Annotated in this window: 19 protein-coding genes; 8 read left to right on the forward strand and 11 right to left on the reverse strand. The window is 71.7% G+C overall.

Features of this window, described 5'->3' with window-relative positions; all coding sequences use genetic code 11:
* Positions 1-6: 6 nt before the first annotated feature.
* The 3 genes from QSK30_RS32355 to QSK30_RS32365 are packed head-to-tail and all read right to left on the reverse strand — an operon-like array spanning position 7 to position 3,649.
* On the reverse strand, positions 7-768 hold the full coding sequence (locus QSK30_RS32355; RefSeq protein ID WP_285508777.1) for a creatininase family protein: 762 nt from the start codon (positions 766-768) through the stop codon (positions 7-9).
* Positions 765-2,810, reverse strand: coding sequence for an FAD-dependent monooxygenase (locus QSK30_RS32360; RefSeq protein ID WP_285508778.1), 2,046 nt, complete (start codon positions 2,808-2,810; stop codon positions 765-767). Before QSK30_RS32360 ends, QSK30_RS32355 begins: the two co-directional genes overlap by 4 nt.
* On the reverse strand, positions 2,807-3,649 hold the full coding sequence (locus tag QSK30_RS32365; RefSeq protein ID WP_285508781.1) for an LLM class flavin-dependent oxidoreductase: 843 nt from the start codon (positions 3,647-3,649) through the stop codon (positions 2,807-2,809). Before QSK30_RS32365 ends, QSK30_RS32360 begins: the two co-directional genes overlap by 4 nt.
* A gap of 81 nt (positions 3,650-3,730) precedes the next feature.
* On the opposite strand from QSK30_RS32365, the gene QSK30_RS32370 reads away from it, so the two are divergent.
* Genes QSK30_RS32370 through QSK30_RS32385 form a run of 4 tightly spaced genes read left to right on the forward strand, consistent with a single transcriptional unit; the run spans position 3,731 to position 7,598 of the window.
* Positions 3,731-4,546 carry a PaaX family transcriptional regulator gene (locus tag QSK30_RS32370; RefSeq protein ID WP_285508783.1) on the forward strand — a complete coding sequence of 272 codons (816 nt, stop codon included), beginning with the start codon at positions 3,731-3,733 and terminating at the stop codon, positions 4,544-4,546.
* Entirely contained in the window at positions 4,543-5,403 is an 861-nt protein-coding gene (locus QSK30_RS32375) for a tryptophan 2,3-dioxygenase (protein ID WP_285508784.1), read from the forward strand. The genes QSK30_RS32370 and QSK30_RS32375 overlap by 4 nt, the downstream gene beginning before the upstream one ends.
* Positions 5,400-6,560, forward strand: coding sequence for a kynureninase (locus QSK30_RS32380; RefSeq protein ID WP_285508786.1), 1,161 nt, complete (start codon positions 5,400-5,402; stop codon positions 6,558-6,560). The genes QSK30_RS32375 and QSK30_RS32380 overlap by 4 nt, the downstream gene beginning before the upstream one ends.
* Positions 6,561-6,608: 48 nt before the next feature.
* Positions 6,609-7,598 (forward strand): cation diffusion facilitator family transporter, encoded by a 990-nt coding sequence (locus QSK30_RS32385; protein ID WP_285508788.1) that lies wholly within the window; start codon positions 6,609-6,611, stop codon positions 7,596-7,598.
* Positions 7,599-8,311: 713 nt separating this feature from the next.
* On the opposite strand, the gene QSK30_RS32390 is transcribed toward QSK30_RS32385, so the two are convergent.
* The 3 genes from QSK30_RS32390 to QSK30_RS32400 all read right to left on the reverse strand — a co-directional run bounded on the left by QSK30_RS32390 (position 8,312) and on the right by QSK30_RS32400 (position 10,605).
* A complete protein-coding gene (locus tag QSK30_RS32390; protein ID WP_285508790.1) occupies positions 8,312-9,139 on the reverse strand; it encodes a peptidoglycan-binding domain-containing protein in 828 nt (275 codons plus the stop codon).
* Positions 9,140-9,233: 94 nt separating this feature from the next.
* Positions 9,234-9,635: an ATP-binding protein gene (locus tag QSK30_RS32395; protein WP_285508792.1), complete on the reverse strand. Its 402-nt coding sequence runs from the start codon at positions 9,633-9,635 to the stop codon at positions 9,234-9,236.
* A 64-nt stretch (positions 9,636-9,699) separates the two neighbouring features.
* Positions 9,700-10,605: a Ppx/GppA phosphatase family protein gene (locus QSK30_RS32400; protein WP_285508794.1), complete on the reverse strand. Its 906-nt coding sequence runs from the start codon at positions 10,603-10,605 to the stop codon at positions 9,700-9,702.
* Positions 10,606-10,766: 161 nt separating this feature from the next.
* Here QSK30_RS32400 and QSK30_RS32405 point away from each other — a divergent pair, with 161 nt between their 5' ends.
* Positions 10,767-11,702, forward strand: coding sequence for a DNA polymerase domain-containing protein (locus tag QSK30_RS32405; RefSeq protein WP_285508796.1), 936 nt, complete (start codon positions 10,767-10,769; stop codon positions 11,700-11,702).
* A 275-nt stretch (positions 11,703-11,977) separates the two neighbouring features.
* Here QSK30_RS32405 and QSK30_RS32410 read toward each other — a convergent pair whose 3' ends face one another.
* From QSK30_RS32410 to QSK30_RS32420, 3 genes are all read right to left on the reverse strand, one after another.
* A complete protein-coding gene (locus tag QSK30_RS32410) occupies positions 11,978-12,277 on the reverse strand; it encodes a hypothetical protein (RefSeq protein WP_285508798.1) in 300 nt (99 codons plus the stop codon).
* Positions 12,278-12,318: 41 nt separating this feature from the next.
* The gene (locus QSK30_RS32415) at positions 12,319-13,668 is read right to left on the reverse strand and encodes an acyltransferase (protein WP_285508799.1); all 1,350 of its coding nucleotides are present in this window, start codon (positions 13,666-13,668) and stop codon (positions 12,319-12,321) included.
* 179 nt (positions 13,669-13,847) lie between these two features.
* Positions 13,848-15,128, reverse strand: coding sequence for a glycoside hydrolase family 18 protein (locus tag QSK30_RS32420; protein WP_285508800.1), 1,281 nt, complete (start codon positions 15,126-15,128; stop codon positions 13,848-13,850).
* A gap of 671 nt (positions 15,129-15,799) precedes the next feature.
* Here QSK30_RS32420 and QSK30_RS32425 point away from each other — a divergent pair.
* From QSK30_RS32425 to QSK30_RS32435, 3 genes are read left to right on the forward strand one after another with little or no spacing between them, the layout of a single operon-like run.
* A complete protein-coding gene (locus QSK30_RS32425) occupies positions 15,800-16,705 on the forward strand; it encodes a hypothetical protein (RefSeq protein ID WP_285508802.1) in 906 nt (301 codons plus the stop codon).
* Positions 16,706-16,726: 21 nt separating this feature from the next.
* Positions 16,727-17,767 carry a sensor histidine kinase gene (locus QSK30_RS32430; RefSeq protein WP_285508809.1) on the forward strand — a complete coding sequence of 347 codons (1,041 nt, stop codon included), beginning with the start codon at positions 16,727-16,729 and terminating at the stop codon, positions 17,765-17,767.
* Positions 17,764-18,414 carry a response regulator gene (locus QSK30_RS32435; RefSeq protein ID WP_285508803.1) on the forward strand — a complete coding sequence of 217 codons (651 nt, stop codon included), beginning with the start codon at positions 17,764-17,766 and terminating at the stop codon, positions 18,412-18,414. The genes QSK30_RS32430 and QSK30_RS32435 overlap by 4 nt, the downstream gene beginning before the upstream one ends.
* An 8-nt stretch (positions 18,415-18,422) precedes the next feature.
* Here QSK30_RS32435 and pip read toward each other — a convergent pair whose 3' ends face one another.
* Positions 18,423-19,370 carry a prolyl aminopeptidase gene (pip, locus tag QSK30_RS32440; RefSeq protein WP_285508804.1) on the reverse strand — a complete coding sequence of 316 codons (948 nt, stop codon included), beginning with the start codon at positions 19,368-19,370 and terminating at the stop codon, positions 18,423-18,425.
* Between the two features lie 78 nt (positions 19,371-19,448).
* Positions 19,449-19,967 carry a methylated-DNA--[protein]-cysteine S-methyltransferase gene (locus QSK30_RS32445; RefSeq protein ID WP_285508806.1) on the reverse strand — a complete coding sequence of 173 codons (519 nt, stop codon included), beginning with the start codon at positions 19,965-19,967 and terminating at the stop codon, positions 19,449-19,451.
* Positions 19,968-20,208 lie beyond the last annotated feature (241 nt).

The following is a 20,208-nucleotide window of genomic DNA, read 5'->3' on the forward strand; positions in this document are numbered from 1 at the left end:
CTCCTCTCAGTCCCGCGCCACCTGGGCGCGGACGGCCTCGACCAGCAGGTCGGTGAGTGTGCCGAAGGTCTGCTCGCCCTCGGTCGCGGTCGCCTCGGCGGGCGCGCCGCAGTAGGCGCGGTCCATGCCCATGGCCGGGAAGTCGGCGTGCCCCGCGGCCATCTCGCCCGGCATGTCCACGGTCAGTGCGGGCAGGCCCACCATGATCCCGGTGTCGACGAGCTCGGGCCGGTCGGCGAGGACGAGCGAGGTCTCGTAGCGGCCCGCGTGGCACGAGCCGGACTGGAACTCCTCGGTGAGCCGCGCGGCCGCCTTGCGCCGCACCAGGTCCAGGTACCCGGTGCGCACGCCCCGGTCGGCGAGGGTGCGCACGGCCTCGCGCAGGGCGTTGACGTGCGCGGGCTCGAAGTGGTTGTTGACGACCATCGTGTGCGCAAACCCTTGCGCGTGCAGTGACTCGGCGATGTCGACCACCATGCTGTGCACTGTGGACGGTCGGACGCCGACCGCGCCGGGGAACGCCGCGCCGAACTCGGTGACGCCGTAGGGGACCGCGGGCAGGATGAGCACCCGCACCTCCGGGTCGTCGCGCAGCCGTTCCGCGACGCGGGCGCACATGCCGTCCGAGATGATCGGGTCGGTGCCGAGCGGGGCGTGCGGGCCGTGCGGTTCGACGGCACCGACCGGCAGCAGCAACACGGTTGTGCGGATGGCCGTGTGCAAGGCGGCGACCTGCGGTGAGGTGAGGTCGGCGAAGTGGTCGCTCATCGCAGCACCACCGCCTCGATCGCGGAGGCGGCTGGGGTGAGCAGGCACAGGTCGGCCCGGCCCGCGGCCACGATGGTGTTCACCTGGTCGGTGGTGGTGAGGTGGCCGCCGACCAGGGTCGGCACGCCTGCCTCGTTGCGCACCCGGTCGGAGAGCGCGGTGAGGTGGCCGTTGCGGTAGTCCGGGCGGAAGTCGGGCCTGGTATGGCCCGCGCGGACATGGATCAGGTCCGCCCCGTGCTCGTGCACCTGGCGCGCTAGGGCGATTCCGTCGTCGACACTGGTGCCGCCGGGGGCCAGGTCGGTGACGGTCAACCGGACGATCAGCAGCCTCGGCCAAGCGGCGCGCACCGCGTCGAGAACCGCCAACGGGAACGCCTCGCGGGGGCCGTCGGCGCGGTGGTTGGTAAGGGGTGAAAGGAAACCGGCCAGCAGGTGCCCGTCGGCCATGTCGAGTTCCAGGACGTCGACCCCGGCCGTGGCGGCGACTCCCGCCGCTTCGGCGAAGGCCGCGACCGTGCCGTCCAGGTCGGTCAACTCGGTCGGGACCTGGCTGAAGGGCCCATATGGGATCGGGGAAGCAGCGATCAATGGCCACGTTTCGCTGCCGACCAACGGGATGTCGCGGCCGTGGGTCGGCGGCCGCGTGGCTGCGCGCGCGCCCGCGTGGGTGAGGCGGACACCGAGCGCGGCGCCCGCGTCGTGCACCTTGTCGGCGAGCGCCGCCCAGTCGCCGGGGGAGTCCAGCACCGGTGTGGCGGGTGTGATCCGGCCCGCCGCGTCGACGGCCACCGGGCCCGCCAGGACGAGCCCGAAACCGGCTCGGGCACGGGTGATCACCGCGTCGAACGAGTGCTCTTCGCCGACCAGCCGGTTCTTCAGCGACCCGAACCCGGCGAACAGGGGTGCGGGTGCGATGGCGCCGGGCAGGCGGGCACCGGCGAACCAGGCGTCGAGCACCCGGATCAGCTCCGGGTCGCGTTGCGCCAGGTTGGCGTGCGACACCCGGCCGCTGCGGGTGAGCAGGTTGAACGCGAACTGCACGGGCTCGAAACCGGTGTAGTTCGCGGTGCGGCCGAAGTACGCCGCGCTCTCACCCGCTGCCTGCTGGAAGCGCTCCACGACCGGCTGGCGCTCCAGCTCGTACTCGGTGAGCGCGGCGTCGAGGTCGGGGTGGCGCTCCAGCGCGGTCGCCAGCCCGATCGCGTCCTCCATGGCCAGCTTGGTGCCCGAGCCGATGGAGAAGTGCGCGGTGTGCGCGGCGTCGCCGAGCAGCACCACGTTGCCGTGGTGCCAGGTGGCGCAGCGCACCAGCGGGAAGTCCAGCCACAGCGAGCGGTTCGACCGCAGCCGGTGGCCGCGCAGGTCCTCGGCGAAGAGCCGCTCGCAGAACGCGATGCTCTCGGCCTCGCTCATCGCGTCCAGCCCGGCGCGCCGCCAGACCGGTTCGGCGCACTCGACGATCCAGGTGCTGGTGTGCTCGTCGAACGGGTAGGCGTGCGCCTGGAACAGGCCGAACTCGGTCTGCTGGAAGGCGAAGGTGAACGCGTCGAGCACCAGGTCCGTGCCGAACCACACGTACTTGCAGCCCTGCGGCGACACCTTCGCCCGGAAGTGCCGGTCGGCGCCGCGGGTGCGGCTGTTGGCGCCGTCGGCGGCGACCAGCAGGTCGGCCTCGGGCCACTGCTCGACCTCGCTGCCGAAGCGCAGGTCGGCGCCCAGCTCGACCGCCCGGGCCCGCAGGATCGCGAGCAGGTGGCGACGGGCGATGGCGGTGAACGCGTGCCCGTGCGAGCGCAGCAGCTCGCCCCGGTACCGGATGTCCACAGTGGACCACCGGGCGAACGAGTCGGTGATCTCCAGATGGGTCTTGGGATCGGCCTCGCGCAGCGCGTTGAGTGTCTCCTCGGAGAACACCACGCCCCACCCGAACGTCGCGTCGGGGGCGTTGCGCTCGTGCACGGTGACCTCGTGCCCCGCCTTGCGCAGCAGGATCGCCAGGTACAGCCCGGCGGGACCCGCGCCGGTGACCGCGACCCTCATCCGCGGTGCCCGTCGCCCAAGGCGTCGACGAGCCGGGCCACGTCGTCGAGGTCGTCGGTGGTGGGGAACAGGACCAGCTCGTCGCAGCCCGCCTCGGCGTAGCCGCGGACGAAGTCGCGCACCGCGCGCGGGCTGGTGAGCGCGCCCGCGGCGATCTTGTCGGCGAACGGGCCGGTGAAGGCGTAGTAGTCGCGCAGGTAGTCGCGGCCCCGGTCCGGGTCGGACAGCGCGACGTAGCCCTGGCCCCACAGCAGCGGCGCGCCCGGTCGGTCGAGGTCCTGCCAGGCGGCGCGGGCCTTGGTGGCGGCCGAGGCGAAGGCGCGCGGCGGGCCGCCGCCGTGGGCGTAACCGTCGGCGTAGCGGGCCATCCGGGTCAGCGCGGTGCCGCTGCCGCCGCCGACGAGCAGCGGGATGTCGGACGCGGCGGGGCCGATGCCACTGGCGGCCAGCTCGCCGCGCAGGAAGGCCAGTTGCGTGGAGAGCGCGGCACCGCGGGTGCGGTGGTCGACGCCGGCGATCGTGTAGTCCTCCAGGCGGGCGCCGATGCCCAGGCCCAGGGTGAACCGGCCGCCGGAGAGCGCGCGTACCGAGAGGGCTTGCTTGGCCAGCACCGCGGGGGAGCGCAGCGGGCCGATGGCGATCATGGTGGCCAGCCCGATCCGGGTGGTCACCGCCGCGGCGGCCGACAGCGCGGCGAACGGGTCGACGCTGTCGTAGCGCAGCCGGTCGAGCACCGCGAGCGTGCTGAACGGTCCCTGGTCCGCCCGGCGGGCCCACTCGACCAGCGTCGCGCCGTCGCACCCGGGAACCGTGTTGGGGAGTCCGATACCGACCTTCACCAGCGTCACACCCTTGTGGCCGGGGTCACTGCGAAAAACTCTACGGTTGACCGAGCTGAGGTGTCAACTAAAGTGGGGGACGTGTTCGAGCAGGCGCCGCAGGACCTCGTCCTCACCATTCTCGGATCGCACCTCGTGCACCGCGAGGGCGAGCCGCGGGAGCACACGACCGTGTGGTCCGGCGGTCTGGTCGCCCTGCTCGGCGAGTTCGGCTTCAGCGCGGGCGCCGCCCGGGTCGCGCTCACCCGGCTCGTGCAGCGCGACCTGCTGGAACGGGTGCGCGACGGTCGGATGGTGCACTACCGGATCACCCCCCGCGCCGCCGCGGTGCTGGCCGAGGGGGACGAGCGGATCTTCACCCTGGGCACCCGACCGGGTGAGGGCGGGCGGTGGACCGTGCTCTGGCACGCCATCCCCGAGGACCAGCGGGTCGCCCGGGCGCGGCTGGTGCGCAGGCTCCGGTTCCTCGGCTTCGGCCAGGTGCAGGACGGCACCTGGCTGGCCCCGCACGACCGCAGCACCGAGGTCGCCGCGCTGCTGGCCGACCTCGAGGTCGCCGCGCACGCCGGGGTGCTGGTCGGCGCGCCCGCCGCGGTCCCCGACTTCGCCGACTTCGTCCCCCGGGTCTGGGACCTCGACGCGCTCGCCGAGCGGTACGGCGCGTTCGTCGCCGAGTTCACCAACGCCGCGACGCGGACCGAGCCCAGGGCGGCCTTCGTCGCCCGGGTCCGCTTGGTGCACGCCTACCGCCAGTTCGCCCTGCTCGACCCCGAGCTGCCCGAGGACCTCGTGCCGCCACCGGCGCACCGGCGGGCGGCCGTCGAGCTGTTCCACCGCGTCTACCCCGCACTCGCCGAGCCCGCCCAACACCACTTCGACGGAGCGATGACCCCGTGACCACCACCCCGGACACCACAGCGACAGACACCACAGCGACAGACACCCCAGCGACAGACACCCCAGCGACAGACACGTCAGCGGCGCTCACCTACACCGCCTACCTCGCCCTCGACGAGGTGCTCGAGGCGCAGCGACCGCGTTCCGACGAGCACGACGAACTGCTGTTCATCGTCATCCACCAGGTCTACGAGCTGTGGTTCAAGCAGCTGCTGCACGAGCTGGCCCACCTGCAGGCCGCGCTGGCGCAGGGCGACACCGCGCACGCGACCCGCACGCTGCGCCGGATCCTCACCGTGTTCAAGGTGATCGTCGCCCAGATCGACGTGCTGGAGACGATGACCCCGCGCCAGTTCACCAGCTTCCGGACCCGGCTGGACGCCTCCAGCGGGTTCCAGTCCGCGCAGTTCCGCGAGCTGGAGGCGGTCCTCGGCCGCCGCGACCGGCGGGCGTTCGCGCACTACCCCGAGGGCGGTGAGCAGCGCGCGCGGATCGAGGCGGCGATGTCGCGGCCCTCGCTGTTCGACTCGTTCCTGACCTACCTGGCCGCGCACGGGTACGAGGTCCCCGCCGAGGTGCTCGGCCGGGACGTGGCCCTGCCGCTGGTGCCCTCGCCCGCGTTGCAGCGGGTGTTGCTCGCGGTCTACGCCGACGACGGTGGACCGTCCACAGTGGCCGAATACCTGGTGGACCTGGACGAGGGGTTGCAGGAATGGCGCTACCGGCACGTGAAGATGGTCGAGCGGACGATCGGCACCAAGCAGGGGACCGGCGGGTCGCCGGGGGCGGCGTACCTGCGCGGCACCCTGTTCGACCCGGCGTTCCCGGACCTGTGGGCCGTGCGGAGCGAGCTGTGAGGGCCGCCGAGCTGGCCGCGCACTACTCGCGGTTCCGGGTGGGCGAGCGGCTGCTGCTGACCGGGCACTCGCACCAGGCGTGGCCGGATGTGGCGCTGGCCGGCCAGATCGAGGCCTTCGACGACGCCGCGCTGGCCGTGGACGAGAAGTGGGGGCGCGCCGCCGAGCGCGCCGACCGGGTGCGCGCGGCGTACGCGGGGCTGGTCGGCGACCCGGGGGGCGACATCGCCCTGGGGGTCAACACCCACGAGCTGGTGGTGCGGTTCCTGTCCGCCGTGGACATCACGGCCCGGCCCCGGCTGGTGACCACCGACGGCGAGTTCCACACGCTGCGCAGGCAGTTGGGCAGGCTGGCCGAGGAGTTCATCCAGATCGTGCGGGTGCCCGCGACCCCGGTCGACTCGCTCGCCGAGCGGTTGGCGGCCGAGGTGGACGACCGCACCGCGGCGGTGCTGGTGTCCTCGGTGCTGTTCGAGACCGCGCGGCTGGTGCCCGGTCTGGCCGCGGTCGCCCGGGCCTGCGAGCGGCACGGGTCCGAGCTGCTGGTCGACGCCTACCACGCGCTCGGCGTCGTCCCGTTCGACCTCGACGGCCTGGCCGACGCCTGGGTGGTCGGCGGCGGCTACAAGTACCTGCAGCTCGGTGAGGGCAACTGCTTCCTGCGGCTGCCGCCGCACGCCCAGGACACCCGCCCGGTGATCACCGGCTGGTTCGCCGAGTTCGACGCCCTCGCCGACGAGCGCGACCCGACCCTGGTCGCCTACGGCCGCGGCGCCACCCGGTTCGCGGGCTCCACCTACGACCCGACGAGCCACTACCGCGCCACGCACGTCCTCGACTTCTTCGACACCCAGGGCCTCACCCCGTCAGTGCTGCGCGAGATCTCGTTGCACCAGAACGAGGTCCTCGCAACCGCGTTCGACGCCCTGGACCTCCCCGACGCGGTGATCACACGGGACCGTTCGGCCCCACGCGAAGCCTTCGGCGGTTTCTTGTCACTGCGCTCCCCGCGCGCGGGGGAGTTCCAACGCGCACTCGCCGGTCGTGGGGTGCTCACCGACAGCCGAGGCGAGTACCTGCGGTTCGGCCCGGCGCCGTACCTGCGCGACGACCAGCTCGCGGCCGCGATCGCCGCACTCGGCGAGGTGGCCCGGTAGGACTCTCGCGGCTGAGCGGGGGTGACCGCGCCGATCTAGGATCGCGGGGTGGCGGACGGGAACGAGGGCGGCGGCGAGAGCACGCTGACCGTGGTGCTGGCCGGGTCGGTCAACCTGCTGATCGCGATCCTCAAGCTGGTGGCGGGCCTGATCACCGGCTCGGCGGCGATGCTGTCCGAGGCAGCGCACTCGGTGGCGGACACCTTCACCGAGCTCCTCCTGCTGACCGCGCTCCGCGTCTCCCGGAAACCGGCCGACCGCGCGCACCCCTTCGGCTACGGCAAGGCCCGCTACTTCTGGTCCCTGCTGGCCGCGGTGTCCATCTTCGCCTCCGGCTCGATGTTCGCCTTCTACGAGGGTTTCGCCACCGTCTTCGGCGAGGCCGAGGAGCAGACCTCACCGATCTGGGCCTACGCGGTCCTGGCCGCGGCATTCCTGCTGGAGTCGGTCTCCTGGGCCCAGGCCCTGCGCCAGGTCCGCCGCGAGTCCCGCGAGGCAGGCCGCCCATTCCGCAAACAGCTCCGCCACGGCGACGACCCGACCTCGACCACGGTGTTCTACGAGGACTCCGCCGCACTGTGCGGTCTGCTGCTCGCCTTCGGCGGGGTCGGCCTGCACCAGCTCACCGGCTCGTCGGTGTGGGACGGGATTGCCTCGATCGCCATCGGAGCCCTACTCGCCTCGGTCGCCTTCCTGCTCGGCCGGGCCAACGCGGCCCTGCTGATCGGCCGTCAAGCCGCCCCCGACCTGGTCTACGGCATCCGCGACACGCTCTCGGCCGCGCCCGAGGTGGACGCGGTAGTCGACCTGCAAACCATGCTCACCGGCACCGACAGCGTCCTCGTCTGCGCACGTGTCGACTTCGACGACACACTCACGGCAGGCGAGCTGGAGCACGTGTGCGTCCGCCTGGCCGGTGACCTGCAAGCTAAGTACGGCGACGTCACCGAGGTGTTCATCGAGCCAGTGCCACGATCGGACGAGGACCTGCGCGCAGCCGTACTGGCCCGATACGGCGAAACACCGAGGATTACCTGAGTACTGGTGCACAAGCCTCCAGTGATCCCGCCCCGCTGGTACCGCAGCGGATAGGCCGACCCCGGCTGGAACGCAAGAGAGTCCCGACCCCGCTGGAACGCAGGAGTCCCGACCCCGCTGGCACCCGACAGGGTCCCGTCCCCGCTGGTACCGCAGCGGATAGGCCGACCACGCTGGAACGCAACACCCGCTACGAATGCTCGATCTAGTGGACTCGCTTCGTGTGGGGGAGGAGTACCGCTAAACTTGACCGGTGGTGGGGAATGCCCTTCACCCGCCCTTTTTTCGCCACCGCGGTGCTCTAGGGGCCCCGCGCGAAGTGAGTTCACTAGATCGAGCCCCCATCTTTTCCTCGGGCAACCCCAGCGATGAGCCACCGAAGACGGTCGACCGTAGGTCGGCGTGCGGCACACCTCGCGAGCTGCCCGAGCAAGAGCGGGGCTCGATTGGCTGGACTGCCTTCGCGTGGGGCCCCTAGGCGACCGCGTGGGGAAAAAGCGTGGGGAGAAGGGCATCCCCACCACAGGTCAAGTTTAGCGGTCGCCTCCCCCCACACGAAGGCAGTCCACCCAATCGAGCACAAACGTAACGGGTGTTGCGTACCAGCGGGCTCGGCATTTAGGAAAACAGAAAGAGATTGGAGAAATAAGAAGGGATTTAGGGAACAGAAAGGGATTTAGAGAAACGGAAGGAGATTTGGGTCTGGGTAGGCCCTAGTGGTCGACCTGTTGTGGGGCCTGGGTCCAGGTGCCGTCCCGGATGGTCCTGATGTACGGGTCAAAGGCCGAGGTGTCGCCGCCGCTGTTCGCCGCCTGCCAGTAGTCGGCGATGATCGACGCCTGTTCCTCATAGCCGAAGTCGTCGAATGGTTGTCCGTTCGCCACCGCGTCTCGCAGGCCCTGTTCGCCGCCATAGTCGTAGTCGCCACCCAGGGCGGACATGATCAGGCCCGGGACGCTCGCGCCCTGCTGGTACTGCCAGCAGTGGGCTAGTTCGTGCATGAGCCAGTGCATGAATCCGGACGGTGGGTGGCTCAGTGTGCCGTCTGGGAAGGTCACGTGGTCGGGCAGTGTGCGGGCATAACCGCCGACGGCCAGGATGCCGCCCTCGGACAGGACGATCGGGCCGGTGTCCAGGGTGCCTTGGAAGACCGAGTCGGCTGCTGTGGCCTCCTCGCCGGTGAGGTATCGGTCGGTGGACTCCGCCGCTGGCTCGCCGCCCGCGTCGTTGCCCTCGGCGCCGTTGTTGCCGCCGCCGTCGTGTCCGCCGTCGCCGCTCGTGGTCGCGGACTGGCTGGCCTGGGTGGACTGGCTCGACTGGCTCGACTGGGCGGTGAGCACCGACCAGACTTCGTCGTCCACAGTGGAATCATTGGGCAGGCCGTTCTGCTGGCGCAGGTGCCGCACGGCGTTCTCGGTCGCCTCGTCGAACGCGCCGTTCTCGTCGACGACGCTCTGCTGGTAGTGCTGGTTGAGTAGCTGTTGGAGGTAGAGCACCCAATCGGAGCTGGTGCCCGGGTGCAGGACGGGTTCGTCGGCCATGGTGTGCTCCCGGCGTCGGGGAGACCCAGTGTCGGGGCGGGCGAACCGGCGGGCGAATGTCCGGGCGGGTGTTCTTTGGGGCGCCCGAACGGGCTCAGGCCCGGGTGAACCAGGCGGTGAAGGTTGTGCGGCCGTCGGCGACGGCGAGGTTCACCTGGTCGGCCAGCACCCGCACGATCGCCATCCCGCGGCTCGCGAGTGTGGAGCTGGGGGCGCTGAGCCGCTCCTGCCCCTCATCGACCACCGTGACCACGACGACCTCGTCGTCCACGTGGGCGCTTAGCGTCAGCGCCGTCAGACCGGTGCCGCTCTGGTAGCCGTTGGCGATAGCGTCGCTCATCGCCTCGTCCGCCGACCACACGGCGTCCTCGCGCGTAGTGCGCCCGACGCCCACGTCCAGCAGCCACTCGCGCAGCCCGTGCCGGGCGCGGTGCAGTTGCCCCGGCTCAGCGGGCACGGTGACCCCCCATACCTCGACCGCCGACATAACCGTCATGACCTAGGGGTACCTCGACCTGGCGGGGTGAAACGCCGCGGCGCGGGCGGTCTGTCCGAACTGGTCAGGCCGCGTCGGTGAGCGCGGCCTCGGGCCCGCGCTCCATCAGGGCCAGCAGCAGTCCCTCTTTGGTCGACCACGGGCTGATCCGCACGGCGCGGTGCCCGGTGACGCCCATCAGCGCCCGGGCGGCCACCGCGCCCGCCAGGGACTGCTCCGCGCGGTGCCGGGAGATGCCCGGCAGCTTCGCGCGTCTCCTGGCCGAGAGCCGGGCCAGCCGGGGGATCCAGGCGTCCAGGTCGCTCACCCGCAGCGAGCCGGTGCCGACCAGCCTGCCGAGCTGTTGGAACACCTTCGAGCAACCGATCGCCTGACCGGCCCGCAGCAGGGCCAGGTCCTCCGCGGGCAGCGCGGAGCGGATCAGCTCTTGGACGGTCTTGGCGTTGGTGATGCCCATCGTGGTGAGGCTGCGCGCGCCGTAGGGCAGTGAGCGGGCGACCAGCGGCCGGTCGGACTCGCCCGCGGCCAGCTCGACCGTGCCACCGCCGACGTCGAGCACGGTGAGCGGGCCCGCCGACCAACCGAACCAGCGCCGCGCGGCCAGGTAGGCCAGTGCCGCCTCCTGGCGACCGCTGAAGCGGCGCAGGCGCACGCCGGTCTGCTGGGCGACCTGGCGCACCACCTCGTCGGCGTTCGCCGCGTCGCGCACCGACGAGGTCGCGAACGGCACGAACTCGGTGACCCCGGCCCGCCGGGCCTTGCACCGCGCCGCCGCCACCGCCTCGACGACGGCCGCCACGCCATCGGGGCGCAGGTGGCCGTTCTCGTCGAGGGACTTGTCCAGGCGCAGGCGCACCTTGTGGGTGAACACGGGGTGCTCCGGTGAGCCCAGCGCGGCGTCGACGACCAGGAGGTGGGCACTGAAGCAGCCGACGTCCAGCACAGCCACGGTGCTCGGCGATGTCGGCATCTACGTCCTCGTGTCCGGTTCGTCTGACTCCATGGTGTACCCGATCTTGCCCGAGATCAAACACCGACTTAACACCGATCCTAGGGAATGGGAGCAGGCGGGGACGAACCGGTGCGCCGCGGCCGCCGTCGACCGGTCGGGGCGTGTGGCAGAGTGGCCGCGTGAGCAGCGACGAGGTCCGCGACACGGTCTCGCTGACCAATCTCGACCAGGAGCTCTTCGACGGCGCCTCGGCGACCAAGCGCGACCTGGTGGACTACCTCGACGGCGTCCGCGAGCGGATGCTGCCCGGCCTGCGCGACCGACCGCTGTCGGTGGTGCGGGTGCGGCCGGGGCAGGAGCCGTTCATGCAGAAGAACGTGCCGAAGTACACGCCGTCCTGGGTGCGCACGGTGCCGGTGTGGGCGGAGACCTCGAAGCGCTCCATCTCCTACGCGGTGTGCGACGACCGGCGCACGCTGCTGTGGTTCGCCAACCAGCGCGCGGTCGAGTACCACGTCCCGCTGTCGCCGCTGGAGTCCCCGGCCACGCACCTGGTGATCGACTTGGACCCGCCGGAGGGCGTGGGCTTCGAGGTGGTCGTCGCGGCGGCCGCGTTGGTGCGCCAGGCTTTGGCGAACGACGGCCTGACCGGGATCGTGAAGACCAGCGGCGCCAAGGGCGTGCACGTGCTGGTGCCGCTCGCGCCCACGCCGCCGGATGACGTCGCCGCGGCGACGCGCGCGTTGGCGGCCCGGGCCGAGCGCGTGGACCCCGAGGTGGCGACCACGGCGTACATCAAGGAGGACCGGGAGGGGAAGGTCTTCCTGGACTCGACCCGGGCCTACGGGGCGACGCTGGTGGCCGCCTACAGCCCGCGCATCCGACCCGGGACGCAGGTGTCGTTCCCGGTCGCCTGGGACGACCTGGATCGGGTGACACCGGCGGACTTCACCGTCCGCACGGCCCTGTCACTGCCCGACCCCTGGGCCGACGGGGTGCCTTCGGGGCAGGTGCTGCCGGAGGACCTGGTGGTGGAGGGACGCGGGATCCCGGTGGCCCGGGTGCAGGCGATGCATGAGGGGAAACGGCGTCGTGCCAAGGAACGCGAGTCTTAGGCCGCGTTCTCACCGGGCGTGCGCTGGAGCACGACCTGTCTTTGAGGGCTTAAAGTCGTGCCTGGCAACGCAATTGCTCAGGGGGCTTGGGGTTGCCCGTCGGTGCTTGCTTGCGTTGGGGGCTCGATTGAGTGGTGTGGCTTGATCTGGGGACCCCGGAAGAGGCGCGGTGGGTAAAGCGGCGGGGAAGGGATCCACCTTCAATCGAGCAGTACCGGCGGAACGTGCGGTCTGGTGGGGTGGGGGCACGGGTCCCTCCGGGGCCGGGCGGGGGCTCACATCTCCTGGTAGTGCCGCCAGAAGGCGTGTGCTTCCAACACATGCAGCCCGTGGCGGTTCAACACCAGGAAAGCGCTCTGCGGCAGCACGTGCTCGCCCGTCTCGTCGGTGAGCACGCCGACGGAACCGGTGATCGCGAAGGTGACCTCGGAGCCGACTCGTCCCTGTTGTCGCAGGCTGGTCACCCAGTCGCCGATGTCGGCCAAGACCGTGGAGTCGGTGTGCTGCGCGGCCTGGACCGGGACCGGCCAGGGCTGGTAGTACCTCGCCACGGCCGCCCGGGTATCCCCTTTCATACCTAGAATCCTACCACGGTTGTTCGAACATGTGTTCGAACCTAGGCCAACTTCCGCACCTGTGTCGCCAGCTCCGGCAGCGGGTCGTCGGCGGATCGGTACCGGTGCAGGGCCTCCCGGCCCGCCGTGCCCCGCAAGGTGGTGGCCAAGCGCGCGGGGACGGCGATGGTGAACAGCAGACCCGTGTTGGCGAAGCCCTCCACGATCCACGAGACCCACGGCAGTTGCAGGTTCGACGTCGGGCTGAAGAACACCGGTGTGGCACCCCCGAAGGACACGTCGTAGATGCCGAACCGGCTCCAGTTGGTGATGGTCAGGGTGCGCTCCCGCGGGTCGAACCCGATGGGTACGCACTCGCGCAAGCGGTTGCGGCCGACGGAGGCCAGGAATTCCTTGTTGGTGCGCAGGTTCAGGTGCGACCGCGGGAACGTTTCCACCGCGGACCGGACGCCGGTGGCGATCTCCTCGGCGCTCGCGGCGGGTGGGCAGTGCAGGAGGATCTCGCTGACGAGGTTGCCGATCACCCCCAGCGGGAGGCCGAGGAAGCGCCGGACGTTCACCGGCATCGCGATGCTGCGCGCCGCCGGGTCGTCGTCCAGTTCGCGCAGGGTGCTCGCGACGTGTCCGACGAGCACGTCGTTGGTCGAGAGCTTCCGGTCGGCCCGTGTGCTGACCTCGTCGCGCATCCGGGCTATCTCGGCGTCGCCGAAGTAGATCTGGACGGTGCGGTTGGCGCGCACGGCGGCCTCGAACTCGCGACCGAGCACCTCGGCCTCGGCGGGCGTCGGGACGCGGAAGCCGGGTCGGCCGGAGTCCTCGTCGGTCAACACCTCGTCGAGGTAGGCGTCCGGGTCGTCGACCAGGGTGACCTCCGGCGGCTCCACCCCCTCGACCGCCGCCGACCAGGCGCGCACCAGCAGCATGAAGCTGGCCAGGTCGCCCACCGCGTGGTGGAACGAGCAGCCCAGGGCGGACGCGCCGTCGGACAGCCTGCTCAACCGCGCCGTGAGCAGCGGCAGGCCGCCCTCGCGCGCGGCGGCGGCCTCGACGTGGTCGACGAAACCGGCGCCGGGCAGCGTCACCCGGCCGATGGCCTTGGGCAGCGTCTCGTCGACGTCGTAGGTGTTCAGCGGGACGCCGGTGTCGTCGCAGAGCAGCTCGAGGACGTCGCCGGTGGTGCGCAGCCTGCCCGCGAACGCCGGGATCAGGGCGAGCGCCTTGGCCAGGCCCGCGGCCAGCACGGCGTCGTCGAGGACGTGGTCGAAGAAGAACACGACCGACACCGGGACGTCGGCGAGCACGGTGTCGGTGACCCCGCAGCGGATGACCGTGCCGGGGGCGTGGCCCGCCTGGACGGTCCGCGCGGAACGCAGTTCCGGCCAGCCGCTCATCCGTTGTGCCGCAGGGGGGTGCGCCGTTCGGACGCGGTTGCGCGAGAGGCCATCGGAGGCGTCCCCTTCCTGGTGGGTACGCGAACCGTAGGCCGGCGCGGGCCGGTGATCCAGAGGCCGATCGGCGCAAGGGTGGGGACCGGGCCCCGGGCGGGTGGACAGCCCGGGGCCCGGTTGTCCTAATGCGACAGTCCGCGGTGGAGCGCGGCGATCAGCTCGCCGTCGGCGGTGTCGTTGTCCAGCGACCAGATCATCGCGCCGCCGAGGTGGCGGTCGGTGATGTAGCGGGCCTTGCGCCGCATCTCGATCGGGTCGTCCCAGGTCCAGAACGTGCTGCCGTCGAAGAGCCAGGCGTGGCCCGCCCGCTCGTCGCGGTAGACCTTGTACTGGCCGAGCTTCGCCTTGAGGATCTTGTAGTCCTCGTTGCCCGCCTCGTAGGTGGCGGGCGCCGCCGCGGTGGCGGGCTGGAACAGGCCGTTGTTCACGTTGCGCACGCCGGTCCAGCCGCGGCTGAAGAACGGCACACCCAGGACGATCTTGTCGCGCGGGGCGCCCCGGGTGAGGTAGGAGTCGACGGTGACCTGCGAGCTGAAGCCCGGGGCCGGGGTCGGGTCGCCCTTGGGGGTGCGGAGCGCGGACTGCTGGTTGGTCTCCAGGTCCCAGGCGCCGTGGTAGTCGTAGCCCTGCACGGTGCCGAAGGTCAGGTTGCGGAAGATCTTCGAGACCTCGAAGCCCTTGTCCAGCTGCAGCGGGTTGGCGGGCAGGTAGGCGGTGAGGTCGGGCCGGTCCCGGCGGTGCAGCCGGTCGAGCTGGGTGCGGTACTCCTGCACCAGCGCGGTGAAGTTGACCTTGTCCTCGGGCCGCACGACGTTGCCCGGGTTGGCCGCGCTACCCGGCCACTCCCAGTCCAGGTCGATGCCGTCGAAGACGCCCGCGGCGGCGCCGGGGCCCGCGATGTCGCCCTTGATCCACTGGTCCAGGCAGGACTTGACGTGCGCCGCCCGCGACTGCGGGGTCAGCGCGGCGTTGGAGAAGTACTTCGAGCCGCTCCAGCCGCCGAGGGAGATGTTGACCCGCAGGCGGGGGTACTTGGCCTTGAGCTTGCGCAGCTGGTTGAGGTTGCCCGCGAGCTTCTGGCCCGGCTCGTCGGCCTTGCCGTCGACGCTCTGCTCGGCGCTGAACGGCTTCTGGAAGTCGGCCCAGGCGTCCGAGCTGACGCAGGAACCCTGCTCGTCGAGGGACCCGAACGCGTAGTTGATGTGCGTCAGGCGCGCCGCGGTACCGCTGGTGACCAGGTCGCGGACCACGAAGTCGCGCGCGTAGATGCCCCACTGGGTGAAGTACCCGACGGTGCGCGCCCGGTCGTGCCGGTCCGGGTGCGCCTGTGCCTGCGGCACGGCGAGCCCGCCGGTGACCAGGACCGCGGCCAGCACGGCGGCCGCTTTCCATCTGTTCGCCACTGTCTGTGTCTCCCTCGCGTAATCGACCATGTGGTCTGGACCAAAATAGGCTGTGGTCTAAACCACAGCTACAGCCGAACGGCGCAATTCGGGCGCGTATCGGGGTCATCCCCGACGCGGTGCCGGGGTCGGCTGCCTCGGCGGGGGTAGGCCGATCGACCTCGCGCGGGGGACGTTTTCCGAGGTGGCGCTGCTTACCGTCCGTGCTTATGGAACGCAGTGAGGGGGACGGCATGGCTGGAACGGGCGACGTGGCGGGTTGGCGGGACGGGAGCGGGGATGTGAGCGGGGGTGGTGCCCGGCCGGTCGGCGCGGGCGAGGAGTGGCGGGATGGTCGGCGGGTGGTGCGCGGACAGCTCGGCGAGGAACCGGACCGCGGCCCGGTGGGTGGGGCTCGGGTCAGTGCTGGTCGAGGGGTCGGGGGAGGCCCGGGGCGCGGGGGCGACGGCTGGGGCGTGGGTGTGGTGGCGGGGGGTGCCGGGCCGGGGGGTGAGCAGGCAGCCGGCGGGCAGGGCAGCCGCTCGGCGGCTTCCCCGCAGGGTCGCGCTCCGCTGGCTGGTCGCGGTGAGGTCGGTGGTGGACAGCTCAGTGGTGCGGTCGCGGTCCGGCCGGGCCGCGAGTCGGGGGCCAGGGGTGGCGCCGATCCGGGCAGTGCAGATGCGGCAGGTGAGGTGCCCAGGGGCGCGGGGGTGCCGCCGTCCACCGCCGGTGGTGGGCTCGGTGGGATGGTGCGGGCCGTGTGGGCTGCGGTCCGCCCGGTCACTGGGCAGCAGTGGTTCCTCTGGTGGTGCGGCACGGTGCTGCTGGCGTCCGGCCTCGTCCACGGTGTGATCGCGCTGCTCGACGGCGGCCCGTGGCTCGGCCCGGTGAGCTGGCGCAAGCCCGTCGTGTTCGGGCTGTCGTTCGGGTTGCTGGCCTGGTCGGTGGTGTGGGTGCTGCGCAACCTGCGCTCGCGGGCCTGGGGGTGGGTGCCGGTCGGGCTGCTCGGTGCGACGTCGCTGATCGAGGTCGGGCTGATCACCCTGCAGCGCTGGCGCGGTGTGCCCTCGCACTTCAGCCGCGACCCCGGGTTCAACGAGGACGTGTTCAGCTGGATGGGCATGTCCGTGGTGCTCGTCGTGCTGGCCCTGATGATCATGCTGGTCTGGACGGCGGTCGGCTTCCGCGGCGCGCGGGTGGCCAAGATCGCCGCGGTGGCCGGGCTGGTGGCCCAGCTGGTCGCGGGCTGGATCGGTCGGGACATGATCGTGGCGGGCGAGGCCGTGGTGGACGCGACCGGTCAGGTGCCCTTCGACCTGGTCTTCGGCGCCGCCGGGAGCGCCAAGCTGGCGCACGCGGCGGGCATCCACGCCATCCAGGTGTTCGCCGTGCTGGCGATCCTGCTCGGCACCAGGACCCGGGTGATGCTGGCCGCGGTCGCCGGTTACGCGGCGGTGTTCGCCGCGCTGGCGGCCACCGCGTACGCGGGTCGGGCGTGGACCTCGCCGGCGCCCCTGATCGGCGTGCTGGGGGTGGCCGGGGTCGTGGTGGTCCTCGGTGCCGGGCTGGCCGCGCTGCGCAGGCCGGCGCTCGGCTGAGTGTGGTGAGGTGTGGGTGTGATGGAGGTGGCGCGGCGGGTACCCAGGTCCGCGGTGGACGGCGCCCTGGCCGCGTTGGCCTTCGTGGCCATGGCAGTCGCCGGCGCGCACGACGCGCGGGCGTTGGGGCTCTCCGCGCTGATCGCGGGCGGGTTGGCGCTGCGCAGGCGGTTCCCGTTGGCGGCGTACCTGGTCGGGACCGCGGCGCTGGAGGTCGAGGGCCTGTGGGGGCCGGACAACCCGGCGTCGCCGTATGTCAACCTGCTCGCGCTCTACAGCCTGGGTGAGTACGGCACCCCGCGGCGGGCGCTGGTCGGTCCGGTGGTCGTGCTGCCCGGCGTGCTGGCCTACGTCTCCGCTCAGGACGCCTCCGCGGTGACGGCCGCGGGCACGGTCTTCGTCTGGCTGCTGGTGTGGGCGCTGGGTTACGCCGGCGCCCGGCGGCGTGACCGCCAGGAGGCGGAGCGGGTGCTCCTGCGCCGCGCGGTGGCCGCCGACGAGCGGGCGAGGATGGCGCGGGAGCTGCACGACCTGGTGGGACACACCGTCAACGTGATGCTGGTGCAGGCGGGCGCGAGTCGGCTGGTGCTCGACAGCGACCCCGATCAGGCCAGGGAACTGCTCTCCAGCGTCGAGCGGACCGGCCGGGAGGCGCTCGACGAACTCGACCGGGTGCTCGCCACCCTGCGCCCCGACGGCCCCCGCCCGGGGCTGGACCGCTTGGTGCGGCGGATGGCGGAGGTCGGTATGGACGTCGCCCTGCGGGTGGACGCCGAACTCCCCAGTGCCGTCGAGTTGGTGGTGTACCGGATAGTGCAAGAGGCTCTAACGAACGCTCTTACCCACGGCCGCGCGGACTCCGCGAGCGTCACCGTGCTGACGGAGGAAGGGGAGGCCGTGTTGGAGGTCCGCGACGACGGGTGCGGCCCGCCCATCGGGTACCGGCCGGGCCGCGGGCTCGCGGGCATCGCCGAACGGGCGGCGGCGCTCGGCGGGACCGCCGAGCACGGAGGCGGTGACGGGGGCGGGTTCCGACTGCGCGTGCTGCTCCCGCTGCCGTGATCCGGGTGCTGCTGGTCGACGACGACTCCCTGCTGCGGGCGGGGGTTCGGGTCGTGCTGGGCACCGCGGGCGACATCGAGGTGGTCGGCGAGGCAGCGGACGGGCTGCGGGCCGTGGACCTGGCGCACTCGTTGTCCCCGGACGTGGTCCTGATGGACGTCCGGATGCCCGGCATCGACGGCGTCGAGGCGACCCGGCGGCTGGTGGCCTCCCAACCGGGCACGAAGGTGTTGGTACTGACCACTTTCCGGCACGACGAGTACGTGTGGGGCGCCCTGCGGGTCGGTGCGAGCGGGTTCCTGCTCAAACGTGCCTCACCGGAACGGTTGATCGACGCGGTGCGGATCGTCGCCGCGGGTGAGACCTTGCTGGACCCGGCGGTGACCCGGGACCTGGTGGAGCACTTCGTCCGCCGGTCGCCGACGAGCACGCCGGACCCGCGCCTGGACCGGCTCACCGACCGGGAGACGCAGGTGCTGCGGCTGGTCGCGGAGGGGCTGTCCAACGCCGAGATCGCCGGCGTGCTGGTGATCGCCGAGTCGACGGCCAAGACGCACGTGAAGCGGGTGCTGGCGAAGATCGGGGTGCGGGACCGGACCCAGGCGGTCGTGCTGGCGTACCGGTGCGGGTTGGTCGGGTTGGACTAGCCCAGGTATCAGCGGGTCTGGTCGGCGTACTGGTCCATGGTCTCCCGCTTGAGCCGGTAGAACTCCGGGCTCCCGGTGTGCCCGGAGTCCTCGACGACCACCAGCCGGGCGTCCGGCCACGCCTTCGCCAGGTCCCAGGCCACGCTGACCGGGCCGCCGATGTCGTGCCTGCCGTGCAGGATCGTGCCGGGGATGCCCGCGAGCCGGGCGGCGTTGTCCAGGATGGCGTTCTCGGGCAGCCAGGCCCCGTTCGACCAGTAGTGCGTCACGATCCGCACCAGCGCGACCAGTGCTCGCGGCGGGCGTCCGCTGTAGGCAACCGGGTCGCCGTGGGGTTCCAGCGACACCACCGTGTCCTCCCATGTCGTCCAGTCCCGCACGGCCTTGGCGCGGACGTCCGGGTCCGGGCTCGCGACCAGCCGCGCGTACGCTGCCACGACGTCGGCCGCCCCACCCGCGCCCGCGCGGAAGCGCTCGAGGGCCTCGGGGAAGAACCGGCCCACCCCACCGGTGATCCACTCGATGTCGGCGGCGCGGTGCACGGTGGCGCCGGACAGCACGATCTCGGTGACCCGATCCGGGTGCTCCTCGGCGTAGGCCAGGGCCAGCGTCGAGCCCCACGAGCCGCCGGAGAGCAGCCACCGGTCGATCCCCAGGTGGGTGCGCAGCCGCTCCATGTCGGCGATCAGGTGGTGGGTGGTGTTGGGCCGCAGGTCGGTCGCCGGGTCGCTCGCGTGCGGGGTGCTGCGACCGCAGCCGCGCTGGTCGAGCAGCACCAGGCGGTACCGGTCGGGGTCGAAGAACTCGCGGTTGCGCCGGGTGCAGCCGGATCCCGGGCCGCCGTGCACGACCAGCGCGGGCTTGCCCCGGGGGTTGCCGGAGACCTCCCAGTACACCTGGTTGTCGTCGCCGACGTCGAGCATCCCCGTCGCGTGTGGCTCACCGTGGTCGTACAACGCCGCCCCCTCTGGGATGTGCCGCCCGCGCAATGTGACAGCGCTGTTGTATCACCTTCCGGTGGGCGCGCGCGAGGCTCAGAACAGGGCCGGGACGCCGACGCCCTCGAGGCTCAGGAGCTGCTGCTTGCGGGGGAGGCCACCGCCGTAGCCGATCAGCGAGCCGTCCGAGCCGATGACCCGGTGGCACGGGATGATGATCGAGACCGGGTTGCGGCCGTTGGCCATGCCGACCGCCCGGGAGCTGTTGGGGTTGCCGAGGATCTGGGCCAGGGCGCCGTAGGTGGTGGTCTCGCCCCATCCGATGGTGGTCAGCGCCTGCCAGACGGTGCGCTGGAACGGTGTGCCCCTGGGGGCCAGCGGGAGGTCGAACTCCTTGAGCTCACCGGCGAAGTACGCGGCCAGTTGGGACTTCGCCTCGGTGAACGGGGTCGGGTCCTGGACCCAGTCGGCGGCCGGGCCGGGGAAGTGGCGGTGCTCGGGGAGCATGTAGAGGCCGGTGATGCTGGGGCCGTCGGTGGTGAGCATGAGGTCGGCGATGGGTGATGGGGTGATGGTGTAGCGGGTCGTTGTGGTCAGCGGGGTCTGGAGCTGCATCTGTCCATCTTGGGCGGTGGGGGTGGGGTTGGGCTCGCTGGTTTCCGACATGACGTTTTGGGCTCTGCTGGCCTTCGTAGAGCCTTGTTGGGTCTTGGTGGGGCTTTCGTGGTGGGGCTCGATTGGGTGGAGTGGCTTTGTTTGGGGCCCCTAAGAAAAGAGGCGCCGTGGGTAGAGCGGGTGGGAAAGGGATACCCACCGCCTGGGTCAGGCTAGCGCCTCTTTTCTCCCCAAACAAAGC

Source organism: Actinokineospora sp. NBRC 105648 (genome assembly GCF_030269645.1).
Taxonomy (GTDB): domain Bacteria; phylum Actinomycetota; class Actinomycetes; order Mycobacteriales; family Pseudonocardiaceae; genus Actinokineospora.